The sequence below is a fragment of the Arthrobacter sp. BI5 genome (genome assembly GCF_056680065.1).
On the sequence record NZ_CM155264.1, the window covers coordinates 1,482,294 to 1,498,440 of the forward strand.

Consider the following 16,147-nt stretch of genomic DNA (forward strand, 5'->3'; position numbering starts at 1 on the left):
CCAGTAGTGACGATTGAGAAGAACACGCGGGAGTTGGACAAGGATATTGTCCGCGACTTCAGCTCCCGGATGAGCTACGCCTCGTACCTGCAGTTGCCGACCCTGCTCAGCGCCCAGCAGCCGGTCAGCGAGCCGGAGCACCACGACGAGATGCTGTTCATCATCCAGCACCAGACCACGGAACTCTGGCTCAAGCTCGTGCTGCACGAACTCCTCAGCGCCGCGGCCTGGCTCCGTACCGACGACCTCGGCTCCGCCCTTAAGGCCATCGCCCGGGTCAAGCACATCCAGAAGACCCTGACCGAGCAGTGGTCCGTGCTGGCCACCCTGACGCCCACCGAGTACTCCCAGTTCCGCGGCTTCCTCGGCAATTCCTCAGGCTTCCAGTCCAGCCAGTACCGCGCGGTGGAATTCCTGCTCGGCAACAAGAACCGCAAGATGCTTCCGGTGTTCGAGTCGGACCCCGAAGCCCACGGCATGCTGTTGGAACTGCTCGAATCCCCGAGCATCTATGACGACTTCCTCGCCTACCTCAAGCGCCAGGGTTTCGACGTGCCGGACTCGGTACTCAACCGGGATGTGAGCCGGGCCCACGAGTTCTGCCCGGAACTGGTCCCGGTCTTCAAGTACATCTACGAAAACGCGGCCAGCAACTGGGGCGCCTACGAGGCCTGCGAGGAACTCGTGGACCTGGAGGACAACTTCCAGCTCTGGCGCTTCCGGCACCTGCGGACCGTGCAGCGCACCATCGGCATGAAGGCCGGCACCGGTGGCTCCAGCGGCGCCGCCTTCCTGCAAAAAGCGCTCGAACTGACCTTCTTCCCCGAACTGTTCGCCGTCCGCACGGAGATCGGGCAGTGAGCGCCGAACCGGCCGGCCAGGCCGCCGACGCCCTGTGGCAGCGGGCCCTCGACCTCGACGCCGCGGACCCACTCGCCTCCTACCGCGGCCACTTCGTCGGCACCGACACGGACCTGTCCTACCTCGACGGCAATTCGCTGGGCCGGCCGCTGAAGCGCACCGTCACGGACATCAGCAGCTTCATCCAGGACAGCTGGGGCGGGCGCCTGATCCGCGGCTGGGACGAGGAATGGCTGGAACTCCCGCAGGCCATCGGGGACCAGTTGGGCCGCGCCGTGCTCGGCGCCGCCCCGGGCCAGACCATCATCGCGGACTCCACCACCGTGGTGCTCTACAAGTTGATCCGCGCCGCCCTGGCCGCCGTCACGGACCCGGAACGCACCGAGATCGTGCTGGATACCGACAACTTCCCGACCGACCGCTACCTCGTCGAGGGCATCGCCCGCGAAGAGGGCCTCACGCTGCGCTGGATCGAGGCCGACCCGGCCTCCGGCGTCACCGTGGAACAGGTGCGCGCCGCCACCGGCCCGGCCACCGCCGTCGTGGTCCTGAGCCAGATTGCCTACCGCTCCGGTTTCCTCGCGGACCTGCCCGCTATCACCGCCGCCGTGCACGACGCCGGCGCCCTGGTGGTGTGGGACCTGTGCCACTCTGCCGGTTCGGTGGAAATCGGCCTGGACGCTGCCGGCGTCGACTTCGCCGCCGGCTGCACCTACAAATACCTGAACGGGGGACCGGGCTCACCCGCGTTCGCCTACGTCAACGCCCGGCACCTGCCCGGCCTGCAGCAGCCGATCTGGGGCTGGATGGGGCGCAAGGACGCCTTCGAAATGGGGCCAGGCTACGAGCCGGCGCCCGGCATCCGCGGGTTCCTCAGCGGCACCCCCGCCGTCTTCGGCATGCTCGCCATGCGCGGCACCCTGGACCTGCTGGAGGAAGTAGGGATGGCCGCCGTCCGGGAGAAGTCCCGCCTGCTGACCGCGTTCGCCGTCGAACTCCATGACGCCTGGCTGGAACCGGCCGGGGTGCTGCTGGCAACGCCGCGCGACCCGGAGCGGCGCGGCAGCCACATCACGGTGGACCACCCGGCGTTCCGCGAAATGACGGCGGCCCTGTGGGAGCAGGACGTGATCCCGGACTTCCGGGCGCCGCAGGGCATCCGGATCGGCCTGTCGCCGCTGAGCACCTCGTTCGCCGAGCTGCACCGGGGCGTCGCGGCGATCCGCGGGCTGCTGGCCGACGCCGGATAAGCGGGCGGCGCGCCAGCCACCGCTCCGGGCGCCGCGCCGGGCGGTTTAGACAACTTCGGCGGCGTGCCAGTAAACTAAACGTTGGATCCGGCTGCAGTCCGTGGCGGCTGGCTCTTGTTGTGTAGGAATCCCGTCCCAAGGGGATAAGGATTCCGGCGCGGCACCCCCGGCAGTGAATTACTGTTTCGGGCCTCACGGCACATCTCTAGGAGTTATCGTGGCACTTGAAGCCGCTGTAAAGCAGTCCATCATGAAGGATTTCGCAACGTCCGAGGGCGACACCGGTTCGCCGGAGGTCCAGGTTGCAGTCCTGACCCAGCGGATCAAGGATCTGACTGAGCACATGAAGGAACACAAGCACGATTACCACACCCAGCGCGGTCTGCTGGCCATGGTTGGTCGTCGCAAGCGTATGCTCACCTACCTCAAGAACACTGACATCAACCGCTACCGTGCGCTCATCGAGCGCCTCGGCCTGCGCCGCTAGTCAGCTCTAAGGGGCGGCCCCTTCCATCGGGAAGGGGCCGCCTTCTTCAAAAAAACTCAACAGGAGGATCAACCGCATCACGCATTCGCGGTCCTCGGTAGTGATCTCCGGGAACGGCCACAAGGAACTGTGGCTTTAGCCCGTGGATCTCGATCGATGACCGGGTGCAGTGCAGGCCAGTAGACAGATGCTGGACTGGGTTGATGCGGCTGGACTCCGTAAATCAAGAAACGGAGGTGACTCTCTTGGAGGGTCCCGAAATCCAGTTCTCAGAAGCCGTCATTGACAATGGCCGCTTCGGCAAGCGGGTTATCCGCTTTGAAACCGGCCGCCTTGCCAAGCAGGCAGCCGGCGCAGCCATGGTCTACATCGATGAAGAGACCGCGCTGCTGTCCGCAACCACCGCCGGCAAGCACCCGCGCGAAGGTTTTGACTTCTTCCCGCTGACCGTCGACGTCGAAGAGCGCATGTACGCCGCGGGCCGCATCCCGGGCTCATTCTTCCGCCGCGAAGGCCGCCCCTCGACGGAAGCCATCCTGGCCTGCCGCCTGATGGACCGCCCGCTGCGCCCCGCGTTCGTGAAGGGCCTCCGCAACGAGGTCCAGATCGTCGTCACCGTGCTGTCCATCAACCCGGACGAACTGTACGACGTCGTCGCGATCAACGCGTCCTCGATGTCCACCCAGCTCTCCGGCCTGCCCTTCTCCGGCCCGATCGGCGGCGTCCGCGTTGCCCTCGTCGCCGACGAGAACGGCTCGCAGTGGGTGGCATTCCCGAAGCACTCCCAGCTGGAGAACGCCGTCTTCAACATGGTTGTGGCCGGCCGTATCGCCGGTGACGACGTCGCCATCATGATGGTTGAAGCCGAAGCCACGGACAACTCCTGGAACCTGATCAAGGAACAGGGCGCCACCGCCCCGACCGAAGAGATCGTTTCCGAGGGCCTCGAGGCTGCCAAGCCGTTCATCAAGGCCCTTTGCGAAGCACAGTCCGACCTGGCAGCCCGCGCCGCCAAGCCGACCATCGAGTTCCCGGTCTTCCTGGATTACCAGGACGACGTCTACGCCGCTGTGGAGTCCGCTGCCGCCGAGAAGCTGGCCGCTGTCTTCCAGATCGCCGACAAGCAGGAGCGCGACACCGCCTCCGACGAGCTCAAGGACGAGGTCATCTCCTCCCTGGCCGGCCAGTTCGAAGGCCGCGAGAAGGAACTGTCCGCAGCCTTCCGCTCCGTCACCAAGCAGGTCGTGCGCCAGCGCATCCTCAAGGACCAGATCCGCATCGACGGCCGTGGCCTGACGGACATCCGCCAGCTCACCGCCGAGGTTGAGGTTCTGCCCCGCGTCCACGGCTCGGCCATCTTCGAACGCGGCGAGACCCAGATCATGGGTGTCACCACGCTGAACATGCTCAAGATGGAACAGCAAATCGACTCGCTGTCTCCGGTGACGCGCAAGCGCTACATGCACAACTACAACTTCCCGCCGTACTCCACCGGCGAGACCGGCCGCGTCGGTTCCCCGAAGCGCCGCGAAATCGGCCACGGCGCCCTCGCAGAGCGCGCCATCATGCCGGTGCTGCCGTCCCGCGAGGAATTCCCCTACGCCATCCGCCAGGTGTCTGAGGCCCTCAGCTCCAACGGTTCGACGTCGATGGGTTCCGTCTGCGCCTCCACGCTGTCCCTGCTGAACGCAGGCGTGCCGCTGAAGGCCGCTGTTGCCGGTATCGCCATGGGCCTGGTCTCCGACCAGGTTGACGGCCAGACCCGCTACGCCGCGCTGACCGACATCCTCGGCGCCGAAGATGCCTTCGGCGACATGGACTTCAAGGTTGCCGGTACCTCCGAGTTCGTCACGGCCATCCAGCTGGACACCAAGCTCGACGGTATCCCGGCCTCGGTCCTGGCTGCCGCCCTGAAGCAGGCCCGCGAAGCCCGCCTGCACATCCTGGACGTGCTGAACTCCGCGATCGACACCCCGGACGAGCTCTCCGAGTTCGCGCCGCGCGTCATCGCGGTCAAGATCCCGGTAGACAAGATCGGCGAGGTCATCGGCCCGAAGGGCAAGATGATCAACCAGATCCAGGAAGACACCGGAGCCGACATCTCGATCGAGGACGACGGAACCGTCTACATTGGCGCCACTAACGGCCCGTCTGCCGACGCAGCACGGTCCGCGATCAACGCCATTGCCAACCCGCAGGTGCCGGAAATCGGCGAGCGCTACCTGGGCACGGTCGTCAAGACCACGACCTTCGGCGCCTTCGTTTCGCTGACCCCGGGCAAGGACGGTCTGCTGCACATTTCCGAGCTGCGCAAGATCGCCGGCGGCAAGCGCGTGGACAACGTCGAGGACGTTGTTTCCGTTGGCCAGAAGATCCAGGTGGAAATCACCAAGATCGACGACCGCGGCAAGCTCTCCCTCTCGCCCGTTGTGGCCGACGAGGAAGGGTCTGCGGACGCTGCCAACACTGAGGTCTCCGTGGAGTCCGCAGAGTAGTCTTTCCTGACTCGCGCAGCGGGGCCGGTGGATTCGTCCACCGGCCCCGCTGCCGTTAAAGGCAGGTAGGATTGCAGGCAGATTTGGCACGTTTCCCGTGACGGTTTTATTGAAAGGCCTTAATGACTGTCGTCCCCCTGCCGCTTGAGCAGAACCAGCACGCTGACACCCTCATCCACGGCGCCGACGGCGGCTCGCAGGTGCGGCGCTCGGTGCTGCCCGGCGGTGTCCGGGTGCTGACCGAGGCGATGCCGGGGCAGCGCTCCGCGACCATCGGCTTCTGGGTCGGCGTTGGCTCGCGTGACGAGGCCCCGGGGCAGCACGGCTCCACCCACTTCCTGGAGCACCTGCTGTTCAAGGGCACCAAGCGGCGCACCGCGCTGGAAATCGCGTCCGCCTTTGATGAGGTGGGCGGTGAGTCGAACGCCGCCACCGCCAAGGAGAGTACCTGCTACTTCGCCCGGGTGCTGGACACGGACCTGCCGATGGCGATCGACGTCATTGCGGACATGATCACCGGCGCCGTGCTGGACCCGCAGGAGATGGAGCAGGAGCGCGACGTCATCCTCGAGGAAATCGCCATGGACAGCGATGACCCCACCGATGTCGCCCACGAACACTTTGTTGCCGCCGTGCTGGGCACGCACCCGCTGGGCCGCCCGATCGGCGGCACGCCGGATGCCATCCGCGCCGTCGCCCGGGACTCGGTCTGGGACCACTACCGCCGCTACTACCGCCCGGACGAGCTCGTCATCACCGCCGCCGGGGGACTGGACCACGACGTCGTCTGCGAGCTTGTCGTGGGTGCCCTGCACTCCGCCGGCTGGGAGCTGGAGCACGACGCCGCCCCGGTGCAGCGCCGCTCCACCGAACGCGCCGCCATCACCGGCACTGCCGGGCTACACGTGGTCAAGCGTCCGGTGGAACAGGCCAACATCATCATGGGCTGCCCGTCCCTGGTCGCCACCGATGACCGACGCTTCGTGATGAGCGTGCTGAACGCCGTCCTGGGCGGTGGCATGTCCTCCCGGCTGTTCCAAGAGGTCCGCGAGAAGCGCGGCCTGGTGTACTCGACCTACTCCTTCGCCTCCTCCTATGCCGATGCCGGGTACTTCGGCATGTACGCCGGCTGCACGCCGTCGAAGGTCCGGCAGGTCCTGGACCTCCTGGGCGCCGAGCTGGACAAGCTTGCCGAGGGCGGCATTTCCGAGGAGGAACTGCGCAAGGCCGTGGGCCAGCTCAGCGGCGGCATTGTCCTGGCGCTCGAGGACACCGGTTCGCGGATGTCCCGGCTGGGCCGCGCCGAGCTGGTGTCCGGCGAATACCAGGACATCGATGAGACGCTGCGGCAGATCAAGGCCGTCACCGCGGCTGAAGTTCAGGAGCTGGCGCGCGAACTTGCGGCCGCCCCGCGGACTGTCACCGTGGTAGGTCCGTTCGAGGAAACCGAGACGTTCGGGCTCTGATCCGGATCCTCCCTCAGATCCGGTGTGGCATCCGCCGACCCTCCCTCAGGTCCGGTGTGGCATCCGCCGACCCTCCCTCAGGTCCGGTGTGGCATCCGCCGACCCTCCTTCAGATCCGGTGTGGAATCCGCCGACCCTCCCTCAGATCCGGTGTGTAGACCGCCGACCCTCCTTCAGATCCGGTGTGGAAACCGCCGGTCCTCCCTCAGGTCCGGTGTGGAAACCGCCGACCCCCCCTCAGATCCGGCGTGGAAACCGCCGGTCCTCCCTCAGATCCGGTGTGGAAACCGCCGGTCCTCCCTCAGATCCGGTGTGGAAACCGCCGGTCCTCCCTCAGATCCGGTGTGGAAGCCGCCGGTCCTCCCTCAGATCCGGTGTGGAAGCCGCCGGTCCTCCCTCAGGTCAGGCGGGGACGGGCGCGGGCTCGGGGACACGGCGGCACACGGTGGTCATGAAAGGGCTGAACTCGCTCGCGCCCCCAAGCCGCAGCCCGGCGGCGTGGGTCAGTTGGCCGTCTTGAACCCGTAGGGTGTGCCGGGCGGTACCGCGGTCGCTGCGCCGTTCGATGGTCAGGGTGCCGTCGTGCCAGTTGGCCCGGGCGGGCGCCTCCGGGGGAAAGCCCATGCTGTTGACGTGGTACCAGAGAGTGTCGGGATGGTCCGGGTCCATGGTGAAGACGCCGACGCTCTCCGTCTTGGCACCGTCGGCGTCGGTGTGGCGGTAGCGCATGGTCACCGCCAAACCGGCTGCGGCGCGGGCGAAAGCGACCTCGGCCGCGGCGGAACGGGCCGGGCCCCACGCGGTGGCTTCCCATTGGGTGGTACCGCTCCATTGCCCCAGAAATGACTCAAGGGCCTCGTTTGCGCTGCCTGGCAGCGGTCGATCCATGCTTCCTCCGAGTGGGATTCCCTCCGTCTGGCCCCGCCACCATCATCACGCTGTGTCCCGCGGCTGTAAAGGATGGGTCCCGGGTGGATCTGAGGGAGGGTTGGATGTTTGCGCGCCGGTTCTGAGGGAGGGCTGGATGTTTGCGCGCCGGTTCTGAGGGAGGGTTGGATGTTTGCGCGCCGGTTCTGAGGGAGGGCTGGTTGGTGTCGCGCCGGTTCTGAGGGAGGGTTGGATGTTTGCGCGCCGGTTCTGAGGGAGGGCTGGTTGGTGTCGCGCCGGTTCTGAGGGAGGGTTGGATGTTTGCGCGCCGGTTCTGAGGGAGGGTTGGATGTTTGCGCGCCGGTTCTGAGGGAGGGCTGACTGTTCTCGCTCCGGTTTTGAGGGAGGGTCGCAGACGTACGCAGCGCCGGAAAGTTGCCGTTTCGTTACCGTGCGGACTCAGAATCCCGTTGACACCGTGTGAGCTGCACCATAGATTTGCCGTAATCTGAATCACCTTTCAGGTTCAGCTGCAATCCCTTGTCAGACCTCCTGCCGGATCTCCCGCCCGGGATCCGCGGATTCTCAACGAAAGGCATCCCGTGAAGGATACAAAGAAGTTCCTGATGGCCGCCGTGATGGCCACCGGGCTCGCCCTCAGCGCCTGCGCCCCCACCGCCGGGTCGGCCGCACCGGCGGGCTCCGGCGGTGCCGGCAAAGCCGCCGAGCCCGTCAACGTCGGCATCATCTATTCCAAGACCGGGCCCCTCGCGGCCTACGGCGCCACCTACTATGAGGGCCTCCAGGCCGGTATTGACTACGCCACCGGCGGCACCGGCGAAATCAACGGTGCCAAGATCAACCTGACCTACGCGGACGACGCCGGCGACCCGGACAAAGCCGTCACCGCCGCCAAGGACATGATCGGCAAGGGCTACAAGATTATTGGCGGCACGGCGTCGTCGGGTATCGCCGTGAAGCTTGCGGAGCAGGCGCAGCAGAACAAGGTGCTGTACATTTCCGGGGCAGCGGCCACCGACGCGATCCAGGGCGTTAACAAGTACACTTTCCGTTCCGGCCGGCAAAGCCTGCAGGACGTCGCCACCGCCGGCACCTTCATCGACACCAAGGGCAAGAAGGTCGTCGTCTTCGCACAGGACAACGCGTTCGGGCAGGGCAACGTCGCCGCCGTCAAGGCTGTCCTGGGAGCCAAGGGCGCCACCGTGGACTCCGTGCTGGTCCCGGAAAACCAGGAACTGACCCCGTTTGCGCGTCAGCTGCTCGACACCAAGCCGGATATGGTTTTCGTGGCCTGGGCCGGGGCAACCACGGGCAGCATGTGGCAGGCGCTCAGCCAGCAGGGAGTGTTTGACGCCGCCCCCGTCGTGACCGGCCTCGGTGACGCGTCCAGCTTCGGCGCCTACGGCCCCGCGAGCTCCAAGATCAGCTTCCTCAGCCACTACTTCCCGGGTGCCTCAGGCACCGAGGTGGAAAAGAAGATGATCTCCTCCGTCGAGAAGGCCGGCCACAAGGCAGACCTGTTCACCCCGGACGGCTTTGTCCTCGGCCAGCTGATTGCCCAGGCAATCAAGGAAGGCGGCGGGACGGACCCTGACGCCATGGTCAAGGCCCTTGAAGGCTTCAGCTTCGATGGCCCCAAGGGCAAGCAAACCGTCCGCGCTTCGGACCACGCCCTGATCCAGGACATGTACCAGGCCAAGCTGGTCCAGAAGGGTGATGCCTGGGCTCCCGAGCTCGTCAAGGTGATTCCCGGCGACACCGTCGCCCCGCCGGAAAAGAAGTAGCCGCCAGGCGCTTCGGCGCCCGGCACGCTACCCGGACCAGCGAGCTAGAACAAAGGAACCGTATGACAACCCCAGCTCTGCCCGCCCTCGCGGTGGATGGCCTTGGACTGCAGATTGGCGGTGCGCGCATCCTTCAGGATGTGAGCTTCGCCGTCGGCGCCGGCGAAATGATCGGCGTTATCGGCCCCAACGGGGCCGGCAAGACCACCTTGTTCAACCTGATCTCCGGCGTGATGCGGCCCTCCGCGGGCAGCATCACCCTGAACGGCAGGGAGATCACGGCCGCGCCCATCCACCGGCGGGCGAAGGCAGGGCTGGGACGGACTTTCCAGACCTCCAACTTGTTTCCCCGGCTCAGCGTGCTGGAGAACGTCCGGCTCGCCGCCCAGGCGAAACTCGGAGGCAGCTTCAGCGTTCTGCGCTTTCCGTCTGCCTCGGACGAAGCCACCCAGACCGCACGGGGCACCATCGCGGAGGTCGGCCTCACCGGTAAACTCACGACGGCTGCGGGGGACCTGTCGCATGGCGAGAAGCGCAAGGTGGAGATCGCCGTGCTGCTGGCGACGGATCCCGCCGTCGTACTGCTCGACGAACCGATGGCCGGGGTGGCGTCGGGGGACGTCCCGTCCCTCACTTCCATCATCCGCAGTATGCACCGGGACCGCGGCTGCACCGTCCTGATGGTGGAGCACCACATGGACGTCGTCCTGGGCCTGGTCGACCGGGTAGCCGTGATGCACCACGGCAGCCTGCTGGCCCTGGACAGCCCGGACGCCGTGATGGCCGATCCCACCGTGCAAAGCGCCTACCTCGGAGAACCTGTATGAGCACCGCAGCGGACAACCGCGCCACCGAAGCCCGCCCCATCCTGCGGGTCGAGGGCCTCAACGCCAGGATAGCCGGGCAGCAGGTGGTGGAGGATGTGTCCTTCACCGTCCCCGCAACCGGAATCACCGCACTGCTGGGCCGCAACGGCGTCGGGAAAACCAGCACCATCAAGGCCATCATCGGCCTGATCGACCACGCGGGAATTGTCGAACTGGCCGGCGAACGGATCGAGAAGGAAGCCACCTTCAAGATCATCCAGCGCGGTGTTGGTTACGTCCCGGAGGACCGTGAGGTCTTTTCCGGGCTGACTGTCGCGGAGAATCTCAGGCTTGCCGAACGCGATGCCGCCCCGCGCAGGCAACTGGTGGACGAGCTTTTCCCGGACCTGCTGGCGCGCTCGGGCCAGATGGCCGGAACGCTGTCCGGCGGCCAGCAGCAGATGGTCTCGCTGGCACGGGCCCTGTTGAACACCAACAAGATCCTCCTGGTCGACGAGCCCACCAAGGGCCTCGCGCCGAAGATCGTCGGTGAAGTGGCGGAAACGCTGGCCGAAGCGGCCAAGACTGTCCCCATTTTGCTGGTCGAGCAGAACCTGCACGTCGTCCGCCAGCTTGCGGAGGGCGCCGTCGTACTCTCCGGCGGGCGCGTGGTCCACACCGGCCGTGCCCTCGATTTCCTCGATGACGCCGGCCTGATCCAACGGCATCTGGGTGTCTCCAGCGATGCCGCTTCCCACGGAGATCCCGCCGCGGAACCAGCCCAGAAAGGCGCTGCCCTGTGAGCACCCTCGTCCTGCTGCTGTTCACCGGCCTCGGCCTGGGCGCACTGTACTTCCTCGTGGCCGCCGGGCTGTCCCTGATCTACGGGCTGATGGGGGTGCTGAACTTCGCGCACGGTGCCTTCCTGACCCTGGGGGCCTTCACCGGCTGGGAGATGGCCCGCCGCGCCGGCTCTGACAACTGGGGAGTCTTCCTGCTCTCACTCGTCATTGGGGCCGCTGCCGGCGCCGCCTTTGCCGCGTTCACCGAATTCGTCCTGATCCGCCGGCTCTACCAGCGCCACATCGAACAGGTGCTCGTCACGCTGGGCCTTTCCCTCGCCGCCGTCGCGCTGTTCGACGGGACGTGGGGAACCGACCCGGTGTACATCCAGGGCCCGGCGTGGTTCAAGGAGACTACCGACATCCTCGGTGCCCGGGTTCCGAACGACCGCTTCGTCTGCATCATCGCCGCCCTGTTGGTGCTGCTGGCGCTGGTGTTCTTCCTCAAGAAGACCCGCTACGGCATGATCATCCGCGCCGGCGTGGAAAACCGGTCCATGGTCACCGCCCTCGGCATCGACGTCCGTAAGGCCTTCACCCTCGTCTTCACCATCGGCGGGGCGGCGGCCGGCCTCGGCGGCGTTCTCGCCTCGCACTACTTCGGCTACGTCTCACCGATGCTCGGCGGCTCGCTGCTGATCTTCGCCTTCATCGTCACGGTAATCGGCGGGCTCGGCTCGCTGACCGGAGCGGCCATCGCCGCCGTCGCGGTCGCCGTCCTGCAGCAGTTCGCGAACTTCTACCTCGGCGGCACCGGCGATTTCGTCGTCGTGCTTGCACTGGCGCTCGTGCTGCTGTTTCGTCCCACCGGCCTGCTTGGGAGAACCGCATGAGCACCGAAACCGACACCTCCAACACCGACGGCACCAACGCCGACGCCAACACAGCACAGCCGGCGGCCGACGGCGGCGCAGCCCGCCGGGGCCGGAAAGCCGGGGTCGGGGGAGGATCCGGCGTCGCTCCCGGCGGAGCGCGCCGCGGCCCGGCGGGCCGCACTCTCGCGGCGTGGGCCGCGGGCGCGGCGGGCGTCCTGCTCCTGGTCCTGCTTCCGCTGCTGAATATCTCGCTACCGGGAGTGCTGCCTGGCCCCAGCTACACGCCCGGATCCCTGCAGCTGCTGGCCATGTCCATGCTGATGGCGGCCGCGGCCCTGACCTACCACCTGCTCCTCGGTGTTGCCGGGCTGCTGTCCTTCGGGCATGCGCTCTACTTCGGTGCCGGCGTCTACGGGCTGGCGATCATTCTGCAGAACCTTGACATCCCGCTGCTGCCGGCGATGGGCCTGACCCTGCTGATCGTGATCGTGCTGGCCCACGTGGTGGGCAGCATCAGCCTGCGCGTCAGCGGCATCCCCTTCGCCATGGTTACGCTCGCGTTCGCCCAGGCCGGGTCCGTGATCGTGGGCCGTAACCCTGACGGCAGGACCGGCGGCGACGAGGGTATGACGCTGCGCACCGACAACCTGCCGGACTTTCTGGTCGGGGTGGTCAACACCCGCAACCTGTACTGGCTGGCACTGGCCGTGCTGGTGGGCGTATTCGTCATCGTCACCTGGGTGCAGTCCTCCCGGGCCGGGCACGCTGCGGCCGCCGTGCGCGAAAACGAACTGCGCGTCCGGGTCCTGGGCCTGCAGCCCTACCTCGTCAAGCTGCTGATCTTTGTTCTCTCCGCGATCCTGGTTTCCGTGATCGGGATGGTCTTCCTGCTGCTGCAGAGCGGAGCCGTGCCGCGGGCCATCTCCTCGGACCTCACGATCATGCTGCTGGTGATGGTGGTCCTGGGCGGGGTGGGCTCGCGCTGGGGCGCTGTGGTCGGCGGCGTGTTTTACACCATCCTCGACCAGCGGCTTACGACACTGGCCAACTCCGAGGCCGTGAAGTCCCTGCCGGACATCCTGCGGGTACCGTTGTCAGAACCGTTGTTCATCCTCGGCACGCTCTTCATCCTGGTGGTGCTCTTCCTGCCCGGCGGCCTCGCCGGGACCGCAGAGCGGCTGGGACAGCGCCGCCGGGGCGCCCGTGCCGGCAGCGGCGGTAACGAGACGCCCCAAGACATCCTGGAGGACGCCGCATGAGCAACCCGACTGGCCCCAACCGGGCCGATGGCCTGCACACCCTGGGCCGCTGGACCACCGACCGCAGCCTGACCACCCCGCACCGGGTCGCCATCGACGACCGCGGCTGCACCCTGCTCTACAGCGAGCTGGAACGCCGCGCCTCCGCCCTGGCCGACGGGTTCCGTGCCGCGGGCTACGGGACCGGGGACCGGATCGCGAGCCTGACCGGCAACAGCTCGGACCACGTGGTGGCGTTCTTCGCCTGCGCCAAGGCCGGGCTGGTCCTGGTGCCGCTGTCCTGGCGGCTCTCGCCCAAGGAGCTCGCGGCCCAGCTGGAGCTCGCCGAGCCGCAGCTGCTGCTGGTGGAAGGCGACCTCGACGCCCTTGCGGCCGCGGCGTGCGCCCTGCTGCCGCACCGGCCGCGGACCGCCGCCCTCGGCCCCGGCGGCGTCGAAAAGTCGGTACCGCCGCCCACGCACGTGCGCCCGGCGGCGCCCACCGACGCCGGCACACCCCGCCGGGAAGTGCGCGACGACGATGCCCTGCTGATGATTTTCACCTCCGGCACCGAGGGCGCCAGCAAAGCCGCCGTCCTGACCCACGCCAACTGCTTCTGGAACAACCTCTCGCTCTCGCGCACCCTGGACATGGGCAGCAACGACGTGGTGCTGGCCGTGCTGCCGCAGTTCCACGTGGGCGGCTGGAACATCCAGCCGCTGCTGGCCTGGTGGGTGGGGGCCACCGTGGTCCTGGAGCGCGGTTTCGATCCGGGCCGCGTCCTGCAGCTCATTGCCGAGCGCGGCGTGACCATGCTGATGGGCGTCCCCACCCAGTACCTGATGCTGGCCGAACACCCCGATTTTGCCCACGCCGAGCTCGGCAGCCTGCGCCACGCCGTGGTCGGCGGGGCGCCGATGCCGGCGCCCCTGCTGCGGATCTGGCACCGCCGGGGAGTCGCGCTGAGCCAGGGGTACGGCCTGACCGAGGCCTCACCGAACGTGCTGTGCCTGCCGAACGAGGACGCCGAACGGATGGTGGGCTATTCCGGCAAGCCCTACCCGCACGTCGCCGTCGCGGTGGCGGACCCCGTCACCGGTGAAATCCTCGACGGCGCCGCCAGCGGCGAACTGCTGGTCTGCGGCCCGGGCGTGTTTGCCGGCTACTTCCGCGACCCGGCCGCCACGGCGGCCGTCCTCGCCGGCGGCTGGCTGCGCACCGGCGATCTCGTGGAGCGCGACGCCGACGGGTATATCAAGGTGGTGGACCGGCTCAAGGACATTTACATCTCCGGCGGCGAAAACGTGGCACCGGCCGAGGTGGAGGCCGCGCTGCTGGCCCATCCCGCGGTGGCGCAGGCCGCCGTCGTCGGGGTGGAGGACGTTCGCTGGGGCGAAAGCGGGCTGGCGTTCGTGGTGGTCCGTCCCGGCATGGCCACGGACGAACAGGAGCTGCTGGAGCACTGCGCCTCCCAGCTGGCCCGCTTCAAGGTCCCGGCCCGGGTCGAAATGGTCGCGGCGCTGCCCCGCACGGCACTGAACAAGGTGCTTCGCGCCAAGCTGCGCCAGGAACTGGCCGCGCGGCCGGCCCCGGCAGGTGCCCCCGCGGCAGGGGGCCGGGCATGAGCGCCGCACCGCGCACCGCCCGGGGAACACGCACCCGGGCCAAGCTGCTCGAGGCCGCGGAATCGGTCTTCGCCTCGGTGGGCTACCACGAGGCCTCGATCGTCAAAATCACCGAAGCGGCCGGTGTTGGCCTCGGCACCTTCTACCTGTACTTCGACGGCAAGCAGGCCATCTTCGACGAAGTGGTTGAGGACCTGAACCGGCGCGTACGGCACGCCATGACCGACGCCGCCCGGAGCGCCGGCACCCGGCTCGAGGCGGAACGGGCCGGCTTCCGGGCCTTCTTCCGCTTCACCGCCGAGCACCCGGCCCTGTACCGGATTATCCGACAGGCCGAGTTCGTCTCGCCCGGCGCCCTGCGGCTGCACTACACCCGGATCGTCAACGGCTACATCGAAGGCCTGAAGGCGGCCCAGCTCAGCGGCGAGGTCCGGGAGATGGACCCTACCGTGGCGGCCTGGGCCCTGATGGGCATCGGCGAGCTGATCGGCATGCGCTGGGTCCTCTGGGACGAGGAAGGCGCCGAACCCGCCGCCGGAGCCCGGCCCGATGTGCCCGAAGAAGTCTTTGAGGAAATGATGCAGTTCATCGAACGGGCGCTTGCGCCCGCCCCCGGCTCCGCCCCGGCAACCACCGCGAACCCCACCCCGCCCCAGGAAGGGACAGCCCCATGACCCAGACAGCCAGCAAGGACACGTACCGCACCGCCGAAGTGGAGGTCCGCGGCGGCACGCTGCACACCGCGATCTGGGGCCCGGACGACCCCGGCGCCCCGACCATCCTGGCCGTCCACGGGGTCACCGCCTCGCACAAGGCCTGGCCGTACCTGGCCGAGGCGCTGCCGGATGTCCGGATCATCGCCCCGGACCTGCGCGGCCGCGGCCGCAGCAACAACCTGCCTGCCCCGTACGGGATGCCCTCGCATGCGGAGGATCTCGCGGCCGTACTGGCGGAGCTGGCCCCGGGGCCCGTCGTCGTGGTGGGACACTCCATGGGCGGCTTCGCTTCGGTCGTCCTGGCGAACCTGTTCCCGGAGCGCGTCCGCTCGCTGGTGCTGGTGGACGGCGGACTGCCGCTCCAGGTCCCGGAGGGAATCTCCGACGAACAGCTCATCTCCTCGGTGCTCGGCCCGGCCGCCGAGCGGCTCAACGCCACCTTCCCCAGCCGTGAGGTGTACCGCTCCTTCTGGCGGCAGCACCCGGCGTTCAGCGGTGACTGGGGACCGCTCGTGGAGGCATACGTGGACTATGACCTGACCGGCGAGGAGCCTGAATTGCGGCCCGCCACGCGGTACCAGGCCATGGCCGAGGACACCGCCGAGCTGCACCGCGGTGCTTCGCTGCTGAAAGCGCTGGACGAGCTCGCCGTGGACACCGTGGTCCTCCGGGCGCCGCGAGGGCTGCTTAACGAGCCGTCCGCCCTCTACGCGCCCGGCTACCTGGACGACTGGGCCGCGAAACTCCCGTCCCTGCGGGTCCGTGAGGTGCCGGACGTGAACCACTACACGATCGTGATGGGTGAGGCCGGTGCCGGCGCCGTGGCCGACAGTGTGCGGGAGGCCCTGGCAGGCAGTTGAGGGAGGGCCGCGCT

At 67.7% G+C, this 16,147-nt stretch carries 14 protein-coding genes; 13 read left to right on the forward strand and 1 reads right to left on the reverse strand.

All coding sequences use genetic code 11. The features are described 5' to 3' along the window. Positions 1–6: 6 nt before the first annotated feature. From kynA to AC1MED_RS06740, 5 genes are all read left to right on the forward strand, one after another. Positions 7–861: a tryptophan 2,3-dioxygenase gene (kynA, locus tag AC1MED_RS06720; protein ID WP_479786138.1), complete on the forward strand. Its 855-nt coding sequence runs from the start codon at positions 7–9 to the stop codon at positions 859–861. Further along, positions 858–2,111: a kynureninase gene (gene kynU / locus AC1MED_RS06725; protein WP_479786139.1), complete on the forward strand. Its 1,254-nt coding sequence runs from the start codon at positions 858–860 to the stop codon at positions 2,109–2,111. The genes kynA and kynU overlap by 4 nt, the downstream gene beginning before the upstream one ends. Before the next feature lie 217 nt (positions 2,112–2,328). Then, on the forward strand, positions 2,329–2,598 hold the full coding sequence (gene rpsO, locus AC1MED_RS06730; protein WP_138769772.1) for a 30S ribosomal protein S15: 270 nt from the start codon (positions 2,329–2,331) through the stop codon (positions 2,596–2,598). Positions 2,599–2,843: 245 nt separating this feature from the next. Next, a complete protein-coding gene (locus AC1MED_RS06735; RefSeq protein ID WP_479786583.1) occupies positions 2,844–5,093 on the forward strand; it encodes a polyribonucleotide nucleotidyltransferase in 2,250 nt (749 codons plus the stop codon). Positions 5,094–5,215: 122 nt separating this feature from the next. Beyond that, entirely contained in the window at positions 5,216–6,559 is a 1,344-nt protein-coding gene (locus tag AC1MED_RS06740; protein ID WP_346959802.1) for a M16 family metallopeptidase, read from the forward strand. Positions 6,560–6,961: 402 nt separating this feature from the next. Here AC1MED_RS06740 and AC1MED_RS06745 read toward each other — a convergent pair whose 3' ends face one another. Beyond that, positions 6,962–7,447, reverse strand: coding sequence for a DUF1579 domain-containing protein (locus AC1MED_RS06745; protein ID WP_479786140.1), 486 nt, complete (start codon positions 7,445–7,447; stop codon positions 6,962–6,964). Positions 7,448–8,028: 581 nt separating this feature from the next. Between AC1MED_RS06745 and AC1MED_RS06750 the strand changes: the two genes are divergently transcribed. The 8 genes from AC1MED_RS06750 (at position 8,029) to AC1MED_RS06785 (ending at position 16,133) form a co-directional block, all read left to right on the forward strand. Then, the gene (locus tag AC1MED_RS06750; protein WP_479786141.1) at positions 8,029–9,231 is read left to right on the forward strand and encodes a substrate-binding domain-containing protein; all 1,203 of its coding nucleotides are present in this window, start codon (positions 8,029–8,031) and stop codon (positions 9,229–9,231) included. A gap of 62 nt (positions 9,232–9,293) precedes the next feature. Beyond that, on the forward strand, positions 9,294–10,058 hold the full coding sequence (locus tag AC1MED_RS06755; protein ID WP_479786143.1) for an ABC transporter ATP-binding protein: 765 nt from the start codon (positions 9,294–9,296) through the stop codon (positions 10,056–10,058). Continuing rightward, positions 10,055–10,840, forward strand: a complete 786-nt coding sequence (locus tag AC1MED_RS06760) for an ABC transporter ATP-binding protein (RefSeq protein WP_479786145.1) — start codon at positions 10,055–10,057, stop codon at positions 10,838–10,840. Before AC1MED_RS06755 ends, AC1MED_RS06760 begins: the two co-directional genes overlap by 4 nt. Then, positions 10,837–11,712 carry a branched-chain amino acid ABC transporter permease gene (locus AC1MED_RS06765; RefSeq protein WP_346959797.1) on the forward strand — a complete coding sequence of 292 codons (876 nt, stop codon included), beginning with the start codon at positions 10,837–10,839 and terminating at the stop codon, positions 11,710–11,712. The genes AC1MED_RS06760 and AC1MED_RS06765 overlap by 4 nt, the downstream gene beginning before the upstream one ends. Next, complete coding sequence (locus AC1MED_RS06770; protein WP_479786147.1) at positions 11,709–12,953, forward strand: branched-chain amino acid ABC transporter permease; 1,245 nt, start codon at positions 11,709–11,711, stop codon at positions 12,951–12,953. Before AC1MED_RS06765 ends, AC1MED_RS06770 begins: the two co-directional genes overlap by 4 nt. Further along, the gene (locus AC1MED_RS06775) at positions 12,950–14,557 is read left to right on the forward strand and encodes a class I adenylate-forming enzyme family protein (protein ID WP_479786148.1); all 1,608 of its coding nucleotides are present in this window, start codon (positions 12,950–12,952) and stop codon (positions 14,555–14,557) included. Before AC1MED_RS06770 ends, AC1MED_RS06775 begins: the two co-directional genes overlap by 4 nt. Further along, complete coding sequence (locus AC1MED_RS06780) at positions 14,554–15,231, forward strand: TetR/AcrR family transcriptional regulator (protein WP_479786149.1); 678 nt, start codon at positions 14,554–14,556, stop codon at positions 15,229–15,231. Before AC1MED_RS06775 ends, AC1MED_RS06780 begins: the two co-directional genes overlap by 4 nt. Next, positions 15,228–16,133: an alpha/beta hydrolase gene (locus AC1MED_RS06785; protein ID WP_346959793.1), complete on the forward strand. Its 906-nt coding sequence runs from the start codon at positions 15,228–15,230 to the stop codon at positions 16,131–16,133. Before AC1MED_RS06780 ends, AC1MED_RS06785 begins: the two co-directional genes overlap by 4 nt. The last annotated feature ends 14 nt before the right edge of the window (positions 16,134–16,147 follow it).